Here is a 21,115-nt window from a genome sequence, read left to right as displayed (position 1 = left end):
GCAAAGGATGGTGGACCCCGATGGTGTCCGTTAAGCGGGTGGCCGCTGTCGCCGCGGTGGCGATGGCCGGCCTGACGGCCTGTGCCGGGACGGACTCGGCCGGCTCGGCCGTGCCGGGCGGGGGCGCGAGCGAGGGCGGCGGCGGTGGCGTGCTCGCCAAGGCCCCGGTGGCCGCCGCCGCGGACATCCTGCCCGGCTCGACGATGGAGAAGATCAAGCAGCGCGGCGAGCTGATCGTCGGCGGCTCGCTCGACGCGCCGCTGCTGTCCCAGCAGAACCCCGCCACCGGTGAGGTGGAGGGCTTCGACGCCGACCTCGGCAAGGCGCTGGCCAAGTACATCATCGGGCAGCCGAAGGTCAAGATCGTCAACGCGGCGTCCGAGACCCGCGAGGCGCTGCTGAGCAACGGCACCGTCGACGTGGTCTTCCAGACCTACACGATCACCCCCGAGCGGGCCGAGCAGGTCGCCTTCGCCGGGCCGTACTACTCCTCGGGCCTGTCCATCGCCGTCAAGAAGGGCACAACGGGGATCTCCTCGCCGCAGGACCTCAACGGCAAGACCGTCATCGCCGGGGCCAACACCCCCGCCATTCCCGAGATCAAGAAGCTCGCGCCGCAGGCGAAGATCGTCACCTTCGGCGGCGACCCCGAGTGCGTCCAGGCGCTCAAGCAGGACCGCGGCGTCGCCTACGTGCAGGACGAGACGCTGCTGGTCGCCGACGCCAAGAAGGACCCCGAGCTGCAGGTCGTGGCCAAGCCGTTCACCCAGGACCCGTACGGCATCGGCCTCAGGCACGGCGACGACCAGTTCAAGTCGTTCGTCAACGACTGGCTGAAGAAGATCCAGGCGAACGGCGTCTGGCAGGACGTCTGGAAGAACTCCCTCGGCACGGTCGTGCAGGGCGAAGCCCCCACGCCGCCCGAGATCGGGTCGGTGCCGGGTTCCTGATGTCGGCGCTGTTTGATCACCTGCCCGAGTTCTGGCAGGGGCTGGTCGTGACCCTCCAGATGACCGTGACGTCGTTCGCCGGCGCCGCGGTCGTGGGGCTCGTGATCGTGGCGATGCGGGTCGGGCCGGTCCCGGTCCTGCGCAGGGTCGCGACCGTCTACGTCGAGACCCTGCAGAACCTCCCGCTGCTCGTGCTGCTCGTGCTCGCGGTCTTCGGCCTGCCCGAGATCGGGCTCAAGGCCGGCCTGACCACCACGGCCATCGTGGTGATCGCGTTGTACGAGGGCGCCTACATCGCCGAGGCCCTCCGCTCGGGCGTCAACGCGATCTCCGCCGGTCAGGGCGAGGCGGCCCGCGCCCTGGGGCTGACGTTCGGCCAGTCGCTGCGCCACGTCGTGCTGCCCCAGGCGCTGCGGACCGTCGTCCAGCCGATCGGCAACATCTTCATCGCGCTCACGATGAACACCTCGCTCGCGGCGGCCGTCGGCGTGGTCGAGCTGACCGCCGCCGCCAACCGGGTGAACCTGCTGGAGGCGCAGCCCATCCCGATCTTCGTGGGGGCGGGCCTGGCGTACGCGGCGATCGCCGCCGGCGCCGGGTTCGTGACGGGGCGGCTCGAACGACGGCTGGCGGTGGCGCGGTGAGCAACCTGCTGTTCGACGAGCCGGGCCCGCGCGCCCGTCGCCGCATCCGCCTGGCCACCGTCGCGGGTGTGCTGGTGCTGCTCGCTCTGCTGGCCCTGGCCGTGCGCCAGTTCGCCGCGAACGGGCAGCTCGCCGCCGAGCGCTGGCAGCCGTACGCGACCTGGCCGATGTGGCGCTACCTGCTCGGCGGGCTGTGGTCCACGGCGCTGGCCGCCGTCGTGTCCGCCGCGCTCGCGATGGCGGCCGGGATCGCCCTCGCGCTCGGACGGGTGTCGCGGCGCCGCGCGGTCCGCCTGCCGTCCGCCGCGTACGTCGAGGCCGTGCGCACGGTCCCGGCGCTGCTGCTGGTCTACCTCGTGCTGTTCGCCCTGCCGAGGTACGGCCTGGACCTGCCGCTGTTCTGGAAGCTCGTGGTGCCGCTGGCCGTGTCCAACGCGGCGCTGTTCGCCGAGGTCTTCCGGGCCGGGATCATGTCCGTGGAGCGGGGGCAGGGGGAGGCCGCCCTGGCCCTCGGGCTCAGCCACGGGCAGTCGATGCGGCTGGTGGTGCTGCCGCAGGCGGCCCGCCGGGTGCTGCCCTCGATCGTCAGCCAGTCGGTCGGCCTGCTGAAGGACACCTCGCTCGGCTTCGTCGTCAGCTACGCCGAGCTGCTCTACAGCGGCAAGGTCCTGGCCAACTTCAACGGCCTGCTCATTCAGACCTACATCGTCGTCGCGCTGGTCTACCTCGTGGTCAACGCGTCGCTGTCCGCGCTCGCCCGTTCCCTCGACCGCTCCGCGGCGGGCAGGGGCGGCGCGCGCAGAAGGATCACCCGTGGCAGGAGAATCATCCGTGTCAATCGCTGAATACGCCCCGCTCGCGGAGGTCGTGCGGTCCGGCTTCGTGGAGAGCGTCCACTTCGGCAGCGCGGTCGCGCTCTCGGCGGGCGGCGAGGTCGCCGTGGCGCGCGGCCCGGTGGACGCGCCGGTGCTGCCGCGCTCGTCGGCGAAGCCGTTCCAGGCCCTCGCCTGCCTGCTCGCCGGGGCCCACCTGCAGGGTCCCGCGCTCGCGATCGCCGCGGGCAGCCACACGGGAGAGGACTTCCACGTGCGGCTCGTGGCCGAGATGCTCGGCGCGGCCGGGCTCGGCTTCGCCGACCTGCGCTGCCCGCCCGACTGGCCGGAGGACGAGACCGCCCGGAGGGCCCTGGTCAAGGCGGGCCTCGGGCCGTCGCGGGAGCGGATGAACTGCTCGGGCAAGCACGCGGCGATGCTCGCGGCCTCCGTCGCCGCGGGCGCGCCCACCGCCACCTACCTCGACCCCGGCCACTTCGTGCAGGAGAGGGTCAGGTCGGTGGTGGAGGAGCTGTCGGGGGAGAAGACCGCCCACGTCGCGATCGACGGCTGCGGCGCCCCGCTGTTCGGGATCTCGCTCACGGGCCTGGCCCGCGCCGTGCGCGCCATGGTCGTGTCCGCGCCGGGGACACCGCCGCGCGCGGTCGCCGACGCCATGCGGGCGCACCCGGAGTACGTCGGCGGGACCGGTCACGTGAACACCCGCCTGATGCGGGCGCTGCCCGGCGCCGTGGTGAAGGGCGGGGCCGAGGGAGTGCTGGTCGTGGCGCTCGCCTCCGGGCACGCGGCGGCCGTCAAGGCGATCGACGGCGGCCCTAGGGCGACGACCGCGATCGCGCTCGACGCGCTGCGGGCCGCGGGTGCGGACGTCTCGGCGGCGGCCGAGTTCGCGACCGTCCCGGTGCTGGGCGGGGGCGTCCCGGTCGGCGAGATCCACGCCGTTTTCTGAGTGGCGGTTGCCGGATAGGGGAGACATGAGCCTGACGTACGAGATCTGCATCGACAGCACGGCCGGGGCGCTGGCCGCCGAGCGGGCGGGCGCGCACCGCGTCGAGCTGTGCGCCGCGCTGTTCGAGGGCGGTCTGACGCCCACCCTGGGCACGGTCGAGGCCACGCTGGACGCGGTGTCGTCGATCCGGGTCCACGTGATCATCCGGCCGCGCGGCGGCGACTTCGTCTACGACGAGCACGAGGTCGCGGCCATGGTCCGCGACGTGGCGGCCGTACGCGACGCCGGGGCGCAGGGCGTCGTGATCGGCGTGCTCACCCCGGACGGGGAGGTGGACACCGAGGTGGCCAGGCGGCTGATCGACGCGGCCGGCGGGCTCTCGGTCACCTTCCACCGGGCCTTCGACATGACGGCCGACCCGTTCGCCGCGCTGGAGACGCTGGCCGGTCTGGGAATCGACCGGGTGCTCACCTCCGGCCAGGACAGCTCGGCCCTGGAGGGCGCGCCGCTGATCGCCGAACTGGTGCGGCGGGCCAGCGACCGGCTGGTCGTCATGCCCGGGGGTGGCATCACGCCGCGCAACGTTGGCCGGGTGGTCGAGGCGACCGGGGCTGGGGAGATCCACTTCGCCGCCCTGGTGGACGAGCCCAGCCCGGCCGTCCACCGCAACCCGTACCCCTTCATGGGCGGCGAGCTGCGTCAGCCCGAGTACGTCCGCCGGGTCACCTCGCCCGCCCTGGTGACCGAGGTGATCGCCGCCACCCGGGCATGAGGCCATCCGCGACGAGGTGACCGGCGGCCAGGAGGGGTAGACCCTGGGCGGGGGGTGAGGCCGATGGACACTCCGGAGCGGAGCCGGCCCCATCCGGCGCCCGAGGAGGGCGTGCGGCACGGCCGGCTGTCCGCCCGTCCCGTCGCGGTGCCGCCTCAGCACGCCGAGCCTCTCGTGCCGGGCCTGCACCGCCTGGGCGGGCGCGCCCTGCTCTACGTGCCGTCCGCCCGGGGGCCCGGGCCGTCCTCGCTCGCCGTCGTGCTGCACGGCGCGGGCGGCGCGGCGGAGGAGGCGCTGGAGTGGCTGCTGCCCCAGGCCGAGGAGTCCGGCGTGCTGCTGCTCGCGCCGCAGGCCGTCTCCGCCACCTGGGACATGATCGTCGGCGGATACGGGGCGGACGTGTCACGGGTCGACGCCGCGCTGGAGGAGGTGTTCTCCCGTGCGGCGGTCGGGCTCGACGGCGTGGCCGTGGCGGGTTTCTCCGACGGCGCCTCCTACGCCCTGTCGCTGGGCCTGGCGAACGGCGACCTGTTCCACGCCGTGCTCGCGTTCTCCCCGGGCTTCATGGCCCCGATGATCCGGCACGGCCGTCCCCGGATCTTCGTCTCGCACGGCGTCTCCGACCGCGTGCTGCCGATCGACGAATGCAGCAGGCGCCTCGTGCCCGAGCTGAGGGAGAGCGGTTACGAGGTGACGTACGAGGAGTTCCGCGGCGGGCACCAGGTGCCGCCGCAGACCGCCGCCGCGGCCGTCCGCTGGTGGATCTCGCAGCGCCCGGGTCACAGCACCGGCGACGTCAGCCCGGGGTAGTGGTCCGCTTGAACGGCCACCAGTTTCGCTCGCCGAGCATCATCGCGAGAGCGGGGACGAGCAGGGCCCGGACGAGGAAGGTGTCGGCGAGCAGGCCCAGGGTGACCACAAAGCCGATCTGAAACAGCGCCTCCATCGGAAGCACCATCAAAGTGGCGAAGGTGGCGGCGAGCACGAGACCGGCGGAGGTGATCACGCCACCGGTTCGCTCGAGGGCCTCCGTCACCGCACGGCGGGTTTCGTGCTGTCGACGCCGCTCGGTGATCCGGCTGAGGAGAAACACGTTGTAGTCGACGCCCAGGGCGACGAGGAAGATGAACGCGTATATCGGCAGATTTGGGTCTGAGGCCGGCTGGCCCAGGAGGTGGGTGAAGATGAGAGAACTGACGCCGAGGGCGAAGCCGAAGGAGAGGATCACGGTCGCGATCACGTAGAGCGGCATCACCACCGCGCGCAGGAGCAGAGCGAGGACGACGAGGATCAGGGCAAGGCTGACCGGGACGATCAGCCTGGTGTCACGGCCGAGTGCCTGGCGGGCATCGTAGTTTTCGGCCACGGTCCCGCCGATCAGGACGGTCTGCCCGTCGGCCGCGCGCTCGGCGACCTCGCGTAGCACGGGGACGGCGTCGGTGGACTGCTCTGAGAACGGATCCATCCGCAGGTCCGCGTCGAAGATGAGCAAGCCGTCCGTCCCGGCCGACCTCGCCACCGCGTGCATGTCGGCGACCGGTGTATGCGTGCCTTCGGTGAGAGCGCTCTGGACCTTCCCGCCTACCTCGTCGGCTACGACGATGCGAAGCGGTGCCGCCCGGCCGGGGATGAAGTGGTCGCGGATCACCTGCTGGCCGTGGACCGAGTCCGGCGCCTCGCGGAAGGACTCGGAGAAGTCGAGCGCCGGACGCCCACCGATGCCGGCCAGCGCGCCCGCGGCGAGGACAGCGGTGACCGCCGCGGCGATCACTCCCGGGCGTGCGTGAACGAGGCCCGCGACGCGGCCCCAGAACGTGACCGCAGGTGCGGATTCGGGCTCGAGGCGGGGAACCGCGGGCCAGAACGCCCGTCGCCCGAGGGCGGTGAGCACCGCGGGCAGGAGCGTCAGGCCGGCACAGACCATGATCGCGACACCGAGGGCGAGGATCGGGCCCATCTCGCGTGTGGCGTTGAAGTCGGCAAGGGCGAGGACCATCATCGTGCCGACGACGATTGCTCCGGCGGAGAGAATCGCTGGGGCGGTGCGCTGGGCGGCGGCGACCATCGCCTCCTCGACGTCCCCCGTCCGGCGCAGCTCGTCGCGAAACCGCGCCACGATCAGCAGACAGTAGTCGGTGCCCGCACCGAACATCAGCACGACCAGGATCGAGGTTGTCTGGCCGCTGATGTCGGTGAGGCCGGCGGCGACAAGGCCGTAGGCGAGGCCGGAGGTGACCAGATAGGCGAGGGCGACGACGGCCAGCGGCACCAGAGCGACCAGCGGCGAGCGGTAGGTCACGAGCAGCAGGAGCAGCAGCACGGCGACAGTGACCGCCAGAAGGGTTCCGTTGATCCCTCCGAGCGCGGCTTGTCGATCGGCCTCGAAGCCGGCACGGCCGGTCACGAAGGCCCTCAATCCGCTCTCGTCGCCGGTGGCCGGCGGGACCACCTCGCGGATTGCCGCGACCGCCTGCTCGATGTCGGGCGTCGAGTCGTCGGTCATCAGGACCGTGCTCAAGATGACGGTGTCGTCGGGTGAGGTGAGTAGCGAACCGCCCGCGCTCATGTCGAGCGGATCGGTCTCGCCGCACGCGCGTTGGTACGGGGTGGCGACCATCGTCAGGTTCGGGATCGCGCCGGACCCGCACAGCGCGAGGGCGTCGGTGTCGGCGCGCCGTCCGTCGTCCGCGGTGATCCCACCCTCGCGGAAGTAGGCGATCACCGCCGCTGTCTCGCTGCCGCGCCGGAACCGCTCGTCGACGATCCGCTTGACCGCCGCCGACTCCGATCCCCGGACGAGGAAGGTCTCGCTCTCGTCGGCGGCGCGCTCGTCGAGTTTGGCTTGTAGCGGCAGCGCGAGCATCGCGAGCGCGAGCCACACCGCGATCACGACCCACCGTGACCGCCGGCCGGCGGCGATCACCGAAGCCCTGGTGAGAAGTCGCATGGGGTCGCCGGCCTCAGAGGCCACCACCGACCCCCTCTATCTGGCTGACGACGCCATGCGCGATGTAGACGTAGATCCTCGTCGGGTCGATCTCAATCGGCACGGGCCGGCTCTTGTCGTCCTCGCGCGAAACGATGATCTCGCAGTTGTGACGGGCCGCCTTCTCACGCGCCTCAGCGAGCTGCAGGCCGAGCAGCTCCGCCGTATCGAAGGCGTTCTTCGCGGGCCTGTACGCGTTGGCACCCCCGGTCTCCCCGGTCTCCTCCATCGGGCATTGAAGCGCGGTGAGGTCGCGCCCCTTCGTCTTCGCCTCCCCGGAATCGTCGCTACATCCCGTCAGAGCCAGTGCTCCGACGGTGATCGACAACGCGGCCGCAGCGACGCTGAGAAGCCGCCGGTGAACCCTCTGCCCGCTCATAGCGGGGAACGTTAACCGACGAAACCGTCTGATTCAAGACAACTAACGCCTTTGACGAAGGAACCAACGGCAGTTCGGGCCCGACTTTTTTAATTTCGAAGCGAAAGTTCTTGACATAAGGACAAAAGATGCGGACGCTACGTCTGAACCTCGGGCGGTCGAACCATATCGCTCCGGCCGCGGGGCGGGTCGCCGCTGCATCGGGAGAGGAAGTGAGTGGTATGCGGAACGCCGCGCTGCCCGCGCGGAGTGTGAGGCGTTCTTTAATCGCGCTGACTGCGGTCGCTCTTGGGGCTCAGATGTTCACCCCGGCGACCACTGCCCAAGCGAAGAGCACCCACCTGGCTGCTGCTGCCCCTGTGACGAGCACAGGGCTGGCCAACAGAGGTTTCCTTGCGGCTCCTGCCAAGGCGGAGGACAGCAAGAGGGTCCTCATCTATACCGGCACGACCGGATACCGGCACGCCGAGGCGATCGACAACGGGCGCCCTGTGGTGCAGGCCGCTCTCAAGGCCGCAGGCTACGAGGTCGACTGGGAGGACTGCGACAACAACGGTGGCGGCACGAACAACTGCGACAACCCGAACAAGAACCCCCGGATCTTCACCGACGAGAACCTGGCCCAATACAACGCGATCCTGTTCCTCAACGCATCGTGGTCATGGGCCGGCGGCGGTCGGTCCGGACCGCTCCTGGACCAGGCCCAGCGCGATGCGCTGATCCGCTTCACCCAGAACCACGGCGGGATCGCGGCCGTGCACAACATGACCGACGCCGGCGCCGGCGTGTCCGTGTGGGACTGGTGGGACGGCGGGCCGGACAGCCTCATCGGCACGACGATGACCGCCCACTCGAATGGGTCGGCGACCGGCAACGCCGCGACCGTCCAGGTCGCCGATCACAACCACCTCTCCACCAAAGACCTGCCCGACACCTACCAGCTCTCCGACGAGCACTACAACTTCGCCCGCAGCGTCCGGGGCACCCACCACGTGCTTGAGACCTTCGACGAGCGCACCTACAACACCGGCACCCAGAAAATGGGCCAGGACCACCCCACGACGTGGTGCAAGCTCTACGACGGCGACAGGGTCAAGGACGGCACCACCACGCCGCGGTCCTACGACGACGGACGGAGCTGGGTGACCTCGCAGGGTCACTTCGGCGTGCGTTACAGCGAGAACGGCGGCGACAACCCGCTGGTCAAGCAGATCGTCGGAGGGGTGCGCTGGGTCGCCGGCGAGGGAGACAAGACCGACTGCTCGGGCACCGTCTGGTCGAACTTCACCCGCACGACCCTGGTCGACAACGCGAACGGCCCGATGGCTCTCGACGTGGCGCAGGACGGCAAGCTCTACTGGACCGAGATCGGCCCCACCACGGGCTACCAGTCCCAGGGCTACGTGAAGATGTACGACCCGAAGGGCCCGCCGAACAACTCGACCACGGTCGCGACGATCCCGACGCGCGCCGACCACGGCAACTCCGAGGACGGCGTGCTGGGGATGAGCCTGGAGCCGGGCTTTGACCTGTCGGATCCGGACAAGCGCGACATCTACGTCTACTACTCCCCGCGCAACCCCGACTGGCCGACCACGGGCAACCAGCAGACGGTCGGCTACAACCTGATCAGCCGCTTCACGCTGAACGAGGCCGGTACCGCGTTCGTGCCCGCGCAAGCAGGCGGAGCCGGTGACCCGGCACATCCATACGATGAGCGGCAGATCCTGCGCGTGCCCAAGGCGAAGATCGCGGGCAACCCCTCAGGCTTCCCGGGCGGCCCCACCGACAACGGCCCCGGCCATGTCGGCGGCGCGAGCCTGGTGTTCGACTCCGAGGGCAACCTCTACCTCGGCGTCGGCGACGACACCTCCCCGAACGCGCCCGGCCACAACTCCTACCCCCCGATGGACCATCGCGCCTCCGAGCGCTGGGACGCGCGCAAGACGGCGGCCAACACCGCCGACCTGCGCGGCAAGGTCCTTCGCATCACACCGATCGACGACATTCCGCCTCCGACCTCAGAGAGCGCCCCCGACCCCGGCCTGGACAAGACCTACACGGTTCCGAAGGGCAACATGTTCCCGCCGGGGACCCCGAAGACCCGGCCGGAGATCTACGCCATGGGCTTCCGGCAGCCCTTCACGGTGCACACCGACCCCGCCAACCCGGGTACGGTCGTCGTCGGCGAGTACTGCCACGACAACTCGGTGGACCAGGCCAACCGTGCCCCGGCCGGCACCTGCGAGTGGGATCTGGTCGACGGGCCCGGCTTCCAGGGCTGGCCGTTCTGCGTCGGCGACAACTCGAAGACCAACACCACGTGGCGCTGGAACTACGAGACCAACTCCTCGACCGGCCAGCAGTACGACTGCTCGCTCGGCGAGATCCCGGCCGACCTCGCCTGGGCTCCGCCGGGCGGCAAGAGCTCGCAACCCACATTCCAAGGCCTCGATGAAATCCCAGGCCCCGCGAAGCCGGCGACGATCTGGCGCAAGTACCCCGGCAACCCGGGCGGTCAGGATCCGTTGGCTTTCGGCGACCTGGGCTCCGGGGGCATGCAGCCGGTCACCGGCCCGGTCTACCGATACAAGGACAGTTACGGTCCCGGGGCCTTCCCGCCCTACTACGACGGCTCGTGGCTGATCACCAACCGTGGTGCCGACAACGGGTTCTGGAAGGAGGTCCGCCTGCGGGAGGACAACAACCAGATGCTCCGGGTCAATGACTGGCTGCCGGTCAACCACTTCGGCACGCCGAACAACAGCTTTGTGATCCCGACCAGATTCGGGCCCGACGGCGCCCTCTACATGGGGCGCTGGACCTTCGGCTGCTGCCGCAGCCAGGCCAACTCCTCAGCGAAGATGGAGCTGGTCAAGATCGAGTTCAAGCCCGCGACCACGTGCGCCGAGGACACCCAGGCACCGACGGCGTCGCACCAGATCGACGGCCGGGCCCACCCCAGCCAGCAGAACACCTACATCGACTCGGCCACGCTCAAGCTCAACGCCAGCGATGTCGGTTGTGCCGGCGTGGAAAAGGTCGAGTACCGCGTCAACGGCGGAGAGTGGACCGCCTACGGCACGCCGGTCCCGTTCAAGGACCCGGGGAAGTACACGGTCGACTACCGGGCCACCGATTACTCCGGTAACACCTCCAGCTCGCAGAGCGCCGTCTTCACGGTGCTCGACGGCGGCAGGACGCTCCCCACGACGTGCGACATCTTCGCCATGGGCACGGTGTGGAGTCCCGACAACTGCGAGATCGCCCGCGGTGGCACCATCACCTGGCACTTCAACGCGCCGGATGCGGGGATGCCGCACGATGTCTGGCTCGTGCCGCCCGGCGGCAATCCGGACCCGAACGGCGGCGACATCTTCGAGGTCACCAAGGGCGCTGTCTCGCCGGGGGGTCCGTCGGTCTCCTACACCTTGAACAAGGAAGGGACCTGGACGGTCATCTGCAGGTTCCACTCCGGCTTCGACGGCAAGAAGTGGGCAGGCATGGTCACGACGATCACGGTCGGAGGAGGGGCCGCGGGTGTCTACACCATCTCTCCCAAGCACAGCGGCAAGTACGTCGCGCCGCAGAACGCCTCGACCGCCAATGACGCCAAGATCGTTCAGATGAGTGCGACGGAGGGCGGCGAGCAGCAGTGGGAGGCCATTCCCTTCACCGCGGGCGCCTACCAGCTCAAGAACGTCAAGAGCGGCAAGTGCCTTGACGTGCCGACCGGCTCGACCTCGACGGGCACCCAGCTCGTCCAGTACTCCTGCCATCCCGACGGAAATGCGGACCAGGTCAACCAGAGGTTCTATCTCATCCCATCCGGAGATGCCTACCAGGTCAGTTCGGCGGTGAGCGGCCTGTGCCTCGACATCAACGGCAGATCCGTGGCCGACGGCGCCGCGTTGATCCAGTGGACCTGCAGCAACGACGACAACCAGCGGTTCGGCTTCACTCCGGTCTCCTCTCCCGGCGTTCCGCTGACCGTGACCGCCTCGTCCCGCTGCGTGGGCACGTCGGCGTACGTCGCGGTGACGGCGGTCAACGACGGCGACGGGCCGGCGACCGTGACGCTGACCACCCCGTACGGTTCGACGACCGTGGCCGACGTGGCCCCGGGCAAGCAGGCGTACCAGTCCTTCAACGCGCGTGCCGGGCAGATCGGCGCGGGCAAGGCGACGGTTAAGGGGACCGCGACGATCGACGGCAAGCAGGTCACCACGACCTACGACGCCGCCTACAACGCGATCAGCTGCGCCTGACCGCCGCACGGAACAGTACTGACCGGGGCCGGCCGACCGGACGATGGGCCGGCCGGCCCCGCACCCCCTGCCTCCTTAAACCCCATGCCTCCCAAAAGATGGAGTCATCACGTGAAGACCAAGAGAACCGCCCAGATACTGGCCGTGTCGGTGCTCGGCCTGGCGCTTTCGGGTGTGGTCGGTCCCGCGATGGCGGCCGACGGACCCGGCGACGGCTCTGGCGACGGCATCGACGTGTCGGTGAACATCGAGCCCACCACCACGCCCGGTCAGCTGTCGATGACGGTCGCCGACAACAGCGGGGTGTCCCTCACCGAGAACGGCTCGGACGCCGCCGCCCGCCAGTTCACCGGCACCCTGCCGACGGTCACGGTGTCCGACACCCGCAACCCCGAGGACATCCCCGACGGCGAGTTCTGGGCGGTCGTCGGCCAGGCCGACCAGTTCACAGCGGCCGACGACCCGTCCGCGACCATCGGCCCCGAATACCTCGGCTGGAAGCCGCGCCTGCTCACCGACTCCTCAACCGGGGCGGTGTCGGCCGGTGAGCCGGTCTCCAGTGTCATCTCCGACGGCAGCGACGCTCCCGCCGTGGGTCTGGAGGGCCAGGAGCTGCTCGTGTCGATCGCGAACTCCGCGGACGAGATCGGCACTTCGGAGGTCAACGCCGATCTGGCCCTGCGCACTCCGGTCGACGTCGCCGCCGGTGAGTATCACTCGACGCTGACGCTGTCGCTGTTCAACCAGTCCTGAGCCGGCGGGACCAGAAAGGAAACGGGCCACCCCTTCCGCCGTAGGGGTGGCCCACATATTCATAGAAGAACCCTGATCCGACAGAAGTCACGTGGCGACTGACCGATCGACGGTCTCGGGATCCAGGATGCGCTCGATGACCATGACAGCGGCGCCGGTGACGCCCGCCCGGTCACCGAGCTCGCTGGCGCGGATGCTGAGACTCTGGGTGGCCAGTGGCAACGAGCGGCCGTAGATCATTTCGCGGACGCCCGCCAAAAGGTGATCGCCCGCTTCGACCAGGTCGCCGCCGATCACGATCAGCGTGGGGTTGAAGAAGTTGACGATCGAGGCGAGCGCGCTGCCGACCTCTCTGCCGCCCTGCCGGACAAGGCGGATGGCCTGGGGATTGCCTTCCTTGGTGAGGCGGACGACATCCCGGCCGTCGGCGACGTCGAGCCCCGCGTCGCGGAGGCGGGCGACCAGAGCCGCGCCGCCGGCCACGGCCTCCAGGCAGCCGACGTAGCCGCAGCGGCACTGCACCTGGTCGACGGTGGGTATGCGAATGTGGCCGATATCCCCTGCAGCGCCTCGGGCGCCGCGATGCAGCCGGCGTCCGGCGATGATGCCACAGCCGATGCCGGTGCCCGCCTTGACGAAGATCAGATGCTCGACCTCGGGGTAGACGGCCCAGTGCTCGCCGAGAGCCATGATGTTCACGTCGTTGTCGACGAGCACCGGAACGCCGAGCCGCTCGCCGAGCCAGTCAGGTACGGGGAAGCCGTCCCAGCCCGGCATGATCGGTGGGTTGACCGCCGTGCCGCTTTCGTGGTCGACAGGGCCGGGGAGGCCGACGCCGACTCCGCATACGTCCGACGCCGGGTGACCGCACTCGGCGAGCAATTCGCGGAAGGTGTCGAGAACCCAGCTCAGCGTCGGCTCAGGTCCGCGGTCGATGGGCAGGTCGGCGGCACGTTCTGCGAGGACCGCTCCACCGAGGTCGCTGGCGGCGATCCTGGCGTGGGTGACGCCGAGGTCGGCGGCGAGCACCACGCGGGCCTCACGGTTGAAGGAGAAGGCGGTGGCGGGCCTGCCGCCCGATGGAGTCGTGCCCTCGCCGGGCAGTATCAAGCGCTGGTGCAGCAGAGCGTCGATCCGCTGGGACACCGCGCTCCTTGACAGACCAGTGAGCTGGACCAGCTCGGCGCGGGTACGCGCCCGCCCGTCGCGCAGGATCGAGAGTAGTGCTCCCGCTCCGGTCCCGCCGGGCATGCCCTGAGCCACTGGCACTCCTTCCTCCTCGGCGTTTACTTATGTTTTACTCTACGCGTCTTTTGCTTGACCAAAGTCATAAGTCATGTATACGCTCACGGCGATATGTGGCGGCGCACCTAAAGTTCTGACAAGCAGACCGGGTGCCGGGTCGGGAGCGAGTTTATGACCTGTATTAACGGCGTGCCCGAGCCGAGAATCCAGAGAGCACAGCAGTGCGGCCGAATCCGCGAGGCTTTTCTCTCTTCCGTTCCCGCGGCGGAGTAGACCCGATGCTGACCATGACGGGCATCGGCAAGAGCTTCTTCGGCGTGCGGGTGTTATCCGGCGTCGACCTCGCGGTCGTTCCGGGCGAGGTCCACGCGATTGTGGGGGAGAACGGCGCGGGCAAGTCCACGCTCATGAAGATCCTCGCCGGAGTGCACGCACACGACGAGGGAACGATCGAGATCGACGGCCGGCGCGTATCGTTCGGCCATCCGCTGGACGCCCAGCGAGCCGGCGTGGCGATCATCTACCAGGAGTTCAATCTGCTGCCCGAGCGGACCGTGTCCGAGAATGTCTTCCTCGGCAGGGAACCCATACGGCGCGGCCTGGTCGACCGGACCGCGATGGACACCGCGACCGCCCGGCTGCTCGCCGAACTGGGTGAGGCCTCCTTCGGCCCCCGACGGCTGGTCAAGCGCCTGTCGGTCGCTCAGCAGCAGGTCGTGGAGATCGTCAAGGCGCTGTCGCTCGATGCCCGGATCGTCGTGATGGACGAGCCCACCGCCGCGCTGGCCGAGCACGAGGTCGAACTGCTCTACCGGCTGGTGCGGCGCTTGCAGGAGCGAGGCATCGCCGTGCTCTACATCTCTCACCGGCTACGCGAGGTGTTCGACCTCAGCGACCACGTGACGGTCATCAAGGACGGCAGGCTGGTCACGACGGTCGCCACCGAGGACGTCACCTCCGAGGATCTGGTCCGCCTCATGGTCGGGCGCGATCTGAACGGTTACTTCCCGCCACGCTCCACCTCGGTTGGGGAGACACGGCTCCAGGTCACCGGCGGCGGCAACGACCGGCTGCACGACATCGACCTGAAGCTGAACGCGGGAGAGATCGTCGGCATCGCCGGGCTTCAGGGATCCGGCCGGTCGGAGCTGGCCAAGGCCCTGTTCGGTGCCGATCCGTTCACCCGGGGCGAGATGACGCCGGTGCGCCCGCGCTCGGTCCGCGAGGGAATCCGTGCCGGAGTCGGCCTGGTGACCGAGGACCGCAAGAGCGAGGGCCTGGCCCTGCGCCAGTCGGTGCGCGACAACGCCCTTCTCGTGACCCGCGCGATGGGCCGTGGTGCTCGCCGCAGCGGGGTGCGGGAACTGCTGGAACGCGTACGGCTCAAGCCGCCCCGCGAGGAGCAGGAGGTTCGCTACCTGTCCGGCGGCAACCAGCAGAAGGTCGTGCTCGCCAAGTGGATGACCGTCGCCCCGAAGGTGCTCCTGTTCGACGAGCCCACCCGTGGGGTCGACGTGGGCGCCAAGGCGGCCATCCATGACCTGATGCGCGAGCTGGCCGAAGACGGCGTGGCGATCATGATGATCTCCTCCGAGCTTCCTGAGCTGATCGGCATGAGCGACCGCATCGTCGTGCTCCGGGAGGGCCGCATCGCGGGCACCCTTCCCGCGGGCTCCGCAGAGGAGGCCATCATGAGCCTGGCCGCGGGCGAGGTGTCCTGATGAGCCAGAACGTGCTTGCTGACAGCAGGGCCAGGTTCGCGGCGCTGGTGAACCCCACGAGTGTCGTCTTCCTGGCACTGGCCGCCGTGATCCTCGTGGGCTGGGCGCTGGTAGCCGTGGACGGTGGTCAGTTCCTCACGATGGAGACCGTCGTCGGGGTGCAGCAGCGCTCGGCGGCGCTCGGGATCGTCGCGGTAGGCCAGACGCTGGCCATCCTGGCGGGATCCCTCGACCTGTCGGTCGCCTATCTGATCAGCCTCGCCTCGCTGGTGGCGGCGGTGACCATGGCGGGCCAGGACTCCAACATCGTGCTCGCGGTCGGCGCCGTCATGGGAGTGAGCGCACTGGTCGGGCTGGTCAACGGCCTGATGATCAGCAAGCTGCGCGTGCACGCGTTCATCGCCACACTCGGCATCTCACTGATCATCAAGGGAATCCTGGGCGACCTCTACGACGGCCCGGCCGGCCGGGTGCCGGAGTCCTTCCAGCACCTCGGCTACGACCGGTTGGGCCCCGTGCCCGTCTCGGCGTTGCTCTGGGCCGCGGTCGCACTCGTCGCCTGGTTCCTGCTCAGACGGACCAAGTACGGCTACCGGGTGTACGCCGTCGGCGGTGACGTCGAGGTCGCCAGGTTGTCCGGCATCCGCACCGACCGGGTGATCATCATCACGCACGTGCTGTGCTCGCTCTGTGCCGGCATCGCGGGACTGCTGCTGGCCAGCAGGCTCGGCGCCGGAGCCCCGACCGTGGGCACCGACGGTGGATACGACCTTGAGTCCATCGCCGCCGTCGTCCTCGGCGGCGCCGCGCTGGCCGGGGGCAGAGGCGGAGTCGCGGGCACCGTGGGCGGCGTGCTGCTGCTCGCCGTCCTGGACAGCGTGTTCAACCAGCTGGAAGTGAACTCCTTCTTCAAGGACGTCGTGCGGGGCGTGGTGATCGTCGTCGCCGTTGCCGTTTACGCCCGGCGTACGGGCCTGGTCGGAAGGAGGCGGACGTGAAGCGTGCGCTGCCGATTCTCGCGGTGCTGGCGGTGCTGCTGGCCGCCATCGCCATCGTCAACCCGTTCTTCCTGGAGCCTGCCGGGTTCCTGTCCTTCGTCAGGCGCGCCGCGCCCCTGGTCATCCTCGCCGCCGGGCAGTACCTGGTGATCGTCGCCGGCGAGTTCGACCTGTCGGTCGGATCGCTGGTCACCGTCGAGGTGGTCGTCGCCGCCCGCTTGATCGACGGGGACGAGGCGGCGACCTGGGCGGTGCTGGCCCTGCTGATCGTTCTAGGCCTGTTCGTCGGTCTGGTCAACGGTGCGGTGACGACCCTCCTCCGCGTGCCGTCGTTCATCACCACGCTCGGCATGATGCTCGTGCTGTCCGGCGCGGTCTTCCTGTGGACGGGCGGCGCACCGCGCGGCGCGCTCTCCCAGGCTTTCCGCATGTTCGGCAGGCAGACCGGATGGGCTGTGCTCATCCTCGTGGTCGTCGCCGTCGCGGTCGTGTTGCTGATGCGGGCGAACTTCGGCAGGACACTCATCGCCATCGGCGACAACGAGCGTGCGGCCGCCCTGTCCGGCGTACGGGTGACCAGGGTGAGGATCATCGCCTTCGCCCTCTCCGGCGTGTCCGCCGCAGTGGCCGGAATCCTGCTCGGTGGGTTCGCAGGAGTGTCCGCTCAGGTCGGCCAGGGACTGGAGTTCCAGGCAATCACCGCGGTCGTCCTGGGCGGCGTCGTCCTGGGCGGCGGTCGCGGCACGGTCATCGCCGCGATGGCGGGGGCGTTCACCCTGGAGGCCTTGTTCACCCTGCTCAACCTGTACGGCGTCTCTGGGGCGCTGAAGTTCACCGTGCAGGGCGTCGTCCTCATCGCCGCCGTAGCGGCCGGAGCCATCCGTCTTCCCTTCCTTGATGCCCCGAAATTAAAAGGAGACGCCCATGCGGTTTCATAGACCGCTCATCCTCGCCGCTGCGACTCTGACGGTGTTCGCCGTCGGCGGCTGCACCAGCGACAAGCCCAGCACCACCACAGCCGCCGACACGGGCGCCGCCACGGCGCCGGCCACGGCCGCTTCGACGGCGCCGGCCTCGGGAACCGGTGAGCAGTCCAAGTTCTTCGTCCAGGCTGACTACGACGCTCAGCTCGCGATGCGCTCGCAGACGGCGGAGGGACCGGCGGACAAGCCCTGGGAGCAGGCCATCGCGCCGCAGATGGTGTCCACCGCGGAGTACAAGAAGGACGGGCCGTACAACCTGTGCTTCTCCAACGCGGCGGTCGACAATCCCTGGCGGCAGGTCGGCTGGAAGACCATGCAGGCCGAGGCGGCGTTGCACAAGGAGATTTCCAAGCTCACCGCCCTCGACGCCGAGGGCAAGGACGACAAGCAGATCTCTGACATCGCCGAGCTGCAGGCCAAGGGCTGCGACGCGTTGATCGTCTCGCCCAACACCACGGCGACGCTCACTCCAGCCGTCAAGGGCGCCTGCGGCAAGGTCCCGGTCATCGTCTTCGACCGGGGCGTGGAGACCGACTGCCCGGTGACGTTCATCAAGCCGATCGGCGGCTACGCGTTCGGTGCCGACGCGGCCGAGTTCCTCGTGGAGAAGGTGCCGGCGGGCGGGAAGATCCTGGCGCTGCGCATCAGCCCCGGGGTGGATGTGCTGGAGACCCGCTGGTCGGCGGCGAAGGCCGCCTTCGACTCCAGCGGCCTCCAGGTCGTCGGTGTGGAGTTCACCGACGGCGACGCGGCCAAGGCCAAGGGCATCGTCAACGACTACATCCAGCGGAACGGCAAGCTCGACGGCGTCTGGATGGACTCGGGAGCCACCTCTGTGGCCGTCGCTGAGGCGTTCGAGGACGCCGGCATGCCCGTCCCGCCGATGACCGGTGAAGACCAGCAGGACTTCCTGCGTAAGTGGAAGGACGACGGCCTCACCGCCGTCGCTCCCACGTACCCCACCTACCAGTGGCGCACACCGATCATCGCCGCCTTGAAGATCCTCAAGGGTGAGGAGGTGCCGAAGGTGTGGAACCTTCCGCAGCCCAAGATCACGGCGGAGACCCTCGACCGGTACCTGCAGCCGAACATGCCGCCGCTGCACTACGCGCTGTGCGGCTGTGAGGGCATGCCGGGATTCCCCGAGAAGTGGGGCGGTAAGAAGGGGTGAACGCGTTCCCTCTCGGAGTGAACACGTGGGTGTGGGTGTCGCCGCTGACGGACGACGACCTCGCGTCCCTGGTGCCCCGGGTCGCGGCGTGGGGGTTCGACGTCATCGAGCTGCCGGTGGAGCGGCCCGGCGACTGGGATCCTCACAAGGCCGCGGCGCTGCTGGCCGAGCACGGGCTGAAGGCGTCGGTGGTGCTGGTCATGCCGCCGGGGCGGGAGCTCGTGGCGGCCACGGCCGGGGTCGTCGAGGAGACCCAGGACTACCTGCGGCACTGCGTGGACGTGGCGGCGGTCGTGGGCTCCCCGGTGATCGGCGGGCCCGCCTACGCCTCCGTCGGCAGGACCTGGCGGATGTCGGACGACGAGCGCCGGACGATCTACACCGAGCTCCGGGACAATCTTGAACCCGTGGTCGACTACGCCGGCGAGCGCGGTGTGGCGATCGCGGTCGAGCCGCTCAACCGTTACGAGACCAGTCTGCTCAACACCGTTGAGCAGGCTCTCGAGGCATTGCCCGACGGATGCGGCCTGGCGCTCGACGTATATCACATGAACATCGAGGAGAAGGATCCGGCGCAGGCCGTACGTGCCGCGGCGGGCCGGATCGCGCACGTGCAGGTCTGCGGAACGGATCGGGGCACGCCAGGCGTCGACCGCTTCGACTGGCCCGCCTTCACCCAGGCCCTGGGTGAAGCGGGCTATGCGGGCCCCCTCGTCATCGAATCCTTCACCGCCCACAACCAGACGATCGCCACCGCGGCCTCCATCTGGCGGCCGCTCGCACCAAGCCAGGACTCCCTCGCCGTGGACGGCCTGGCCTTCCTCAGGTCGCTGTAGCCGGCCCCGCGGGTCCCCCGTCATTGGCGGGGGACCCGCGGGAGCCCGTCGACTCCAGCTCAGACGCGGGTCCACCTCTGGTTGGCGCCGCCGTTGCACGTCCAGGTCTGCACCTTGGCGCCGTTGGCCGTCTGGTTGCCGTTCACGTCCAGGCACAGGCCCGACTGGACGCCGACCACAGTGCCGCCGGAGTTGAGCGTCCACTTCTGGTTGGCGCCGCCGTTGCAGTCCCAGATGCCCACCGTCGCGCCCGCCGTGGTCCGCTGGTCGAACACGTCCAGGCACTTCGTCCCGCCGAACGTGCGCAGCTCCCCGGAGGAGGTGAGGGACCACTTCTGGCCCGCGCCGCCGTTGCAGTCGTAGATCTGCATGGTCGAGCCGTTGGTCGCGGCGCCGCCGGCGACGTCGAGGCAGCGCCCCGACTGGCCGCCGACGAGCGTGAAGTTCTGCGGCGGCGGCGCGGCCGCCCAGGTGCCGGTCGCCGTGTCGATGGTCCAGGAGTCGTAGAACGCGCTCATCGAGGCGGTGGAGCCGTTGATCGTGAGCGGCAGCCAGACGGGCGTCGAGCTGTTGAGGTCGCCCGGGTTCCACCGGTCGCCGATGTAGAGGTACGTGGTGCCCGACGAGCCCGACACCGGCACGACGGAGGAGGTCTGGGAGTCGAACGTGCGGCTGCCCGCGGGGGCGAACGTGGTGAAGCCGCTCCACGGCCCGGACAGGGAGGTCGCGGTGGCGTACGAGTTGTCGTTGGTGGACCAGCCGGTCAGGTGCGAGGCGAACAGGAAGTACCGTCCGTTCACCTTGACCATCGCCGGGGATTCCAGGTCGGCGAGCACCGCCGTCGTGCTCACGGCCTGGGTGTAGTCGGCGGAGAGCCGGTCGATGCGCAGGCCGTGACTGCGGTCCTCGGTCAGCAGGTAGGCCGTGCCGTCGTCGTCCTTGAACAGGCCCAGATCCCGGCTCTCGTACCCCAGCGGACGTGAGGAGCCGCGGTAGGTGTACGGGCCGCACGGCGTCGGGCTGGTGGCCACGCCCGCCCGCGCGTCGCTGTAGGAGGAGTTGTCGATGTGCACCCACATCACGTACTGGCCGGTCGCCGAGTTGTAGATCACCTTCGGCCGTTCCACGATGCGCCCGGCGGCGAGGTCGCCGCTGCTCTGCCGGCTCAGCGCGTTGCCCACCCGGGTCCAGGTGGCCAGGTCCGTGGAGGAGTAGCAGGCGACCGCCGTGAACGTGGCGCCGGCGCTCTTGTCCTCGCCGACCATGTAGTAGGTCGAACCGACCTTGAACACTCCGGCGCCGTGCGCCTGCAGCCGGTTGCCCGCCGTGTCGTACCACAGGACGCCGGGGTGGAGCGTCGCGGCGGCGGCGAACCCCGGGGCGGGCGCGAACAGCCCGGCGATCATCAGGACGGCTGTGGCGAGCGCCGTGAACCAGGCGCGTGTGCGTCTCATGGGTGCCTCACCTGGGACAGAGCGTCGATCTTGGCTTCGGGCTCCCCGGACCATAGACACGGTCCGGGGACGGAAGCAATGCCCGGTCCGCTCCGCCTGCCGGCCGTCCGCGGTGACCTCGGCCTCGGCGGTCCGCCACGGCCGGCCCTCCCGAAACTTTCACGAGGCGGTGC

17 protein-coding genes are annotated in these 21,115 nt (G+C 69.6%); 13 read left to right on the top strand and 4 right to left on the bottom strand.

Annotated elements, in window-relative coordinates; genetic code table 11:
- Positions 1-20: 20 nt before the first annotated feature.
- From ACGFIB_RS34120 to ACGFIB_RS34095, 6 genes are all read left to right on the top strand, one after another.
- Positions 21-950: a glutamate ABC transporter substrate-binding protein gene (locus ACGFIB_RS34120; RefSeq protein ID WP_142575908.1), complete on the top strand. Its 930-nt coding sequence runs from the start codon at positions 21-23 to the stop codon at positions 948-950.
- Positions 950-1,594, top strand: a complete 645-nt coding sequence (locus ACGFIB_RS34115; protein WP_191055117.1) for an amino acid ABC transporter permease — start codon at positions 950-952, stop codon at positions 1,592-1,594. Before ACGFIB_RS34120 ends, ACGFIB_RS34115 begins: the two co-directional genes overlap by 1 nt.
- Positions 1,591-2,439 carry an amino acid ABC transporter permease gene (locus ACGFIB_RS34110; RefSeq protein ID WP_393377413.1) on the top strand — a complete coding sequence of 283 codons (849 nt, stop codon included), beginning with the start codon at positions 1,591-1,593 and terminating at the stop codon, positions 2,437-2,439. The genes ACGFIB_RS34115 and ACGFIB_RS34110 overlap by 4 nt, the downstream gene beginning before the upstream one ends.
- Positions 2,426-3,376, top strand: a complete 951-nt coding sequence (locus tag ACGFIB_RS34105) for an asparaginase (RefSeq protein WP_357266365.1) — start codon at positions 2,426-2,428, stop codon at positions 3,374-3,376. The genes ACGFIB_RS34110 and ACGFIB_RS34105 overlap by 14 nt, the downstream gene beginning before the upstream one ends.
- Positions 3,377-3,401: 25 nt before the next feature.
- Complete coding sequence (locus tag ACGFIB_RS34100) at positions 3,402-4,148, top strand: copper homeostasis protein CutC (RefSeq protein WP_393377411.1); 747 nt, start codon at positions 3,402-3,404, stop codon at positions 4,146-4,148.
- Between the two features lie 63 nt (positions 4,149-4,211).
- Positions 4,212-4,958 carry an alpha/beta hydrolase gene (locus tag ACGFIB_RS34095; RefSeq protein WP_393377408.1) on the top strand — a complete coding sequence of 249 codons (747 nt, stop codon included), beginning with the start codon at positions 4,212-4,214 and terminating at the stop codon, positions 4,956-4,958.
- Here the strand turns inward: ACGFIB_RS34095 and ACGFIB_RS34090 are convergent.
- Both ACGFIB_RS34090 and ACGFIB_RS34085 read right to left on the bottom strand, forming a co-directional pair.
- Complete coding sequence (locus ACGFIB_RS34090; protein ID WP_393377406.1) at positions 4,945-7,119, bottom strand: MMPL family transporter; 2,175 nt, start codon at positions 7,117-7,119, stop codon at positions 4,945-4,947. The genes ACGFIB_RS34095 and ACGFIB_RS34090 overlap by 14 nt on opposite strands.
- A complete protein-coding gene (locus tag ACGFIB_RS34085; protein ID WP_357249157.1) occupies positions 7,109-7,513 on the bottom strand; it encodes a hypothetical protein in 405 nt (134 codons plus the stop codon). The genes ACGFIB_RS34090 and ACGFIB_RS34085 overlap by 11 nt, the downstream gene beginning before the upstream one ends.
- Before the next feature lie 359 nt (positions 7,514-7,872).
- Between ACGFIB_RS34085 and ACGFIB_RS34080 the strand changes: the two genes are divergently transcribed.
- Together ACGFIB_RS34080 and ACGFIB_RS34075 are read left to right on the top strand one after the other, a co-directional pair.
- Entirely contained in the window at positions 7,873-11,781 is a 3,909-nt protein-coding gene (locus ACGFIB_RS34080; RefSeq protein ID WP_357249154.1) for a ThuA domain-containing protein, read from the top strand.
- A 111-nt stretch (positions 11,782-11,892) separates the two neighbouring features.
- Positions 11,893-12,534 carry a hypothetical protein gene (locus ACGFIB_RS34075; protein ID WP_142575923.1) on the top strand — a complete coding sequence of 214 codons (642 nt, stop codon included), beginning with the start codon at positions 11,893-11,895 and terminating at the stop codon, positions 12,532-12,534.
- A gap of 87 nt (positions 12,535-12,621) precedes the next feature.
- On the opposite strand, the gene ACGFIB_RS34070 is transcribed toward ACGFIB_RS34075, so the two are convergent.
- Entirely contained in the window at positions 12,622-13,785 is a 1,164-nt protein-coding gene (locus ACGFIB_RS34070; protein ID WP_393377651.1) for an ROK family protein, read from the bottom strand.
- Between the two features lie 272 nt (positions 13,786-14,057).
- Between ACGFIB_RS34070 and ACGFIB_RS34065 the strand changes: the two genes are divergently transcribed.
- From ACGFIB_RS34065 to ACGFIB_RS34045, 5 genes are read left to right on the top strand one after another with little or no spacing between them, the layout of a single operon-like run.
- A complete protein-coding gene (locus ACGFIB_RS34065; RefSeq protein WP_393377402.1) occupies positions 14,058-15,500 on the top strand; it encodes a sugar ABC transporter ATP-binding protein in 1,443 nt (480 codons plus the stop codon).
- Positions 15,500-16,498, top strand: coding sequence for an ABC transporter permease (locus ACGFIB_RS34060; RefSeq protein WP_357249145.1), 999 nt, complete (start codon positions 15,500-15,502; stop codon positions 16,496-16,498). Before ACGFIB_RS34065 ends, ACGFIB_RS34060 begins: the two co-directional genes overlap by 1 nt.
- Positions 16,495-17,436, top strand: a complete 942-nt coding sequence (locus ACGFIB_RS34055; protein ID WP_142575930.1) for an ABC transporter permease — start codon at positions 16,495-16,497, stop codon at positions 17,434-17,436. Before ACGFIB_RS34060 ends, ACGFIB_RS34055 begins: the two co-directional genes overlap by 4 nt.
- Positions 17,423-18,652 (top strand): substrate-binding domain-containing protein, encoded by a 1,230-nt coding sequence (locus ACGFIB_RS34050; RefSeq protein WP_357249142.1) that lies wholly within the window; start codon positions 17,423-17,425, stop codon positions 18,650-18,652. Before ACGFIB_RS34055 ends, ACGFIB_RS34050 begins: the two co-directional genes overlap by 14 nt.
- Positions 18,653-18,669: 17 nt before the next feature.
- Positions 18,670-19,488 carry a sugar phosphate isomerase/epimerase family protein gene (locus tag ACGFIB_RS34045; RefSeq protein WP_229689981.1) on the top strand — a complete coding sequence of 273 codons (819 nt, stop codon included), beginning with the start codon at positions 18,670-18,672 and terminating at the stop codon, positions 19,486-19,488.
- A 59-nt stretch (positions 19,489-19,547) separates the two neighbouring features.
- Here the strand turns inward: ACGFIB_RS34045 and ACGFIB_RS34040 are convergent, their stop codons facing one another.
- The gene (locus tag ACGFIB_RS34040; protein ID WP_357249136.1) at positions 19,548-20,942 is read right to left on the bottom strand and encodes a lectin; all 1,395 of its coding nucleotides are present in this window, start codon (positions 20,940-20,942) and stop codon (positions 19,548-19,550) included.
- Between the last annotated feature and the right edge of the window lie 173 nt (positions 20,943-21,115).

Source organism: Microbispora bryophytorum (assembly GCF_043197435.1).
In the GTDB taxonomy this organism is placed as follows: Bacteria; Actinomycetota; Actinomycetes; order Streptosporangiales; family Streptosporangiaceae; genus Microbispora; species Microbispora bryophytorum.
This window is presented reverse-complemented; position numbering and strand designations above follow the sequence as displayed.

Excerpts from the sequence above, each read along its gene's own strand:
- ACGFIB_RS34120 (WP_142575908.1), top strand. The coding sequence starts at position 21 with ATGGTGTCCGTTAAGCGGGTGGCCGCTGTCGCCGCGGTGGCGATGGCC.
- ACGFIB_RS34115 (WP_191055117.1), top strand. The coding sequence starts at position 950 with ATGTCGGCGCTGTTTGATCACCTGCCCGAGTTCTGGCAGGGGCTGGTC.
- ACGFIB_RS34100 (WP_393377411.1), top strand. The coding sequence starts at position 3,402 with ATGAGCCTGACGTACGAGATCTGCATCGACAGCACGGCCGGGGCGCTG.
- ACGFIB_RS34095 (WP_393377408.1), top strand. The coding sequence starts at position 4,212 with ATGGACACTCCGGAGCGGAGCCGGCCCCATCCGGCGCCCGAGGAGGGC.
- ACGFIB_RS34085 (WP_357249157.1), bottom strand. The coding sequence starts at position 7,513 with ATGAGCGGGCAGAGGGTTCACCGGCGGCTTCTCAGCGTCGCTGCGGCC.
- ACGFIB_RS34070 (WP_393377651.1), bottom strand. The coding sequence starts at position 13,785 with ATGCCCGGCGGGACCGGAGCGGGAGCACTACTCTCGATCCTGCGCGAC.
- ACGFIB_RS34065 (WP_393377402.1), top strand. The coding sequence starts at position 14,058 with ATGCTGACCATGACGGGCATCGGCAAGAGCTTCTTCGGCGTGCGGGTG.
- ACGFIB_RS34060 (WP_357249145.1), top strand. The coding sequence starts at position 15,500 with ATGAGCCAGAACGTGCTTGCTGACAGCAGGGCCAGGTTCGCGGCGCTG.
- ACGFIB_RS34050 (WP_357249142.1), top strand. The coding sequence starts at position 17,423 with ATGCGGTTTCATAGACCGCTCATCCTCGCCGCTGCGACTCTGACGGTG.
- ACGFIB_RS34040 (WP_357249136.1), bottom strand. The coding sequence starts at position 20,942 with ATGAGACGCACACGCGCCTGGTTCACGGCGCTCGCCACAGCCGTCCTG.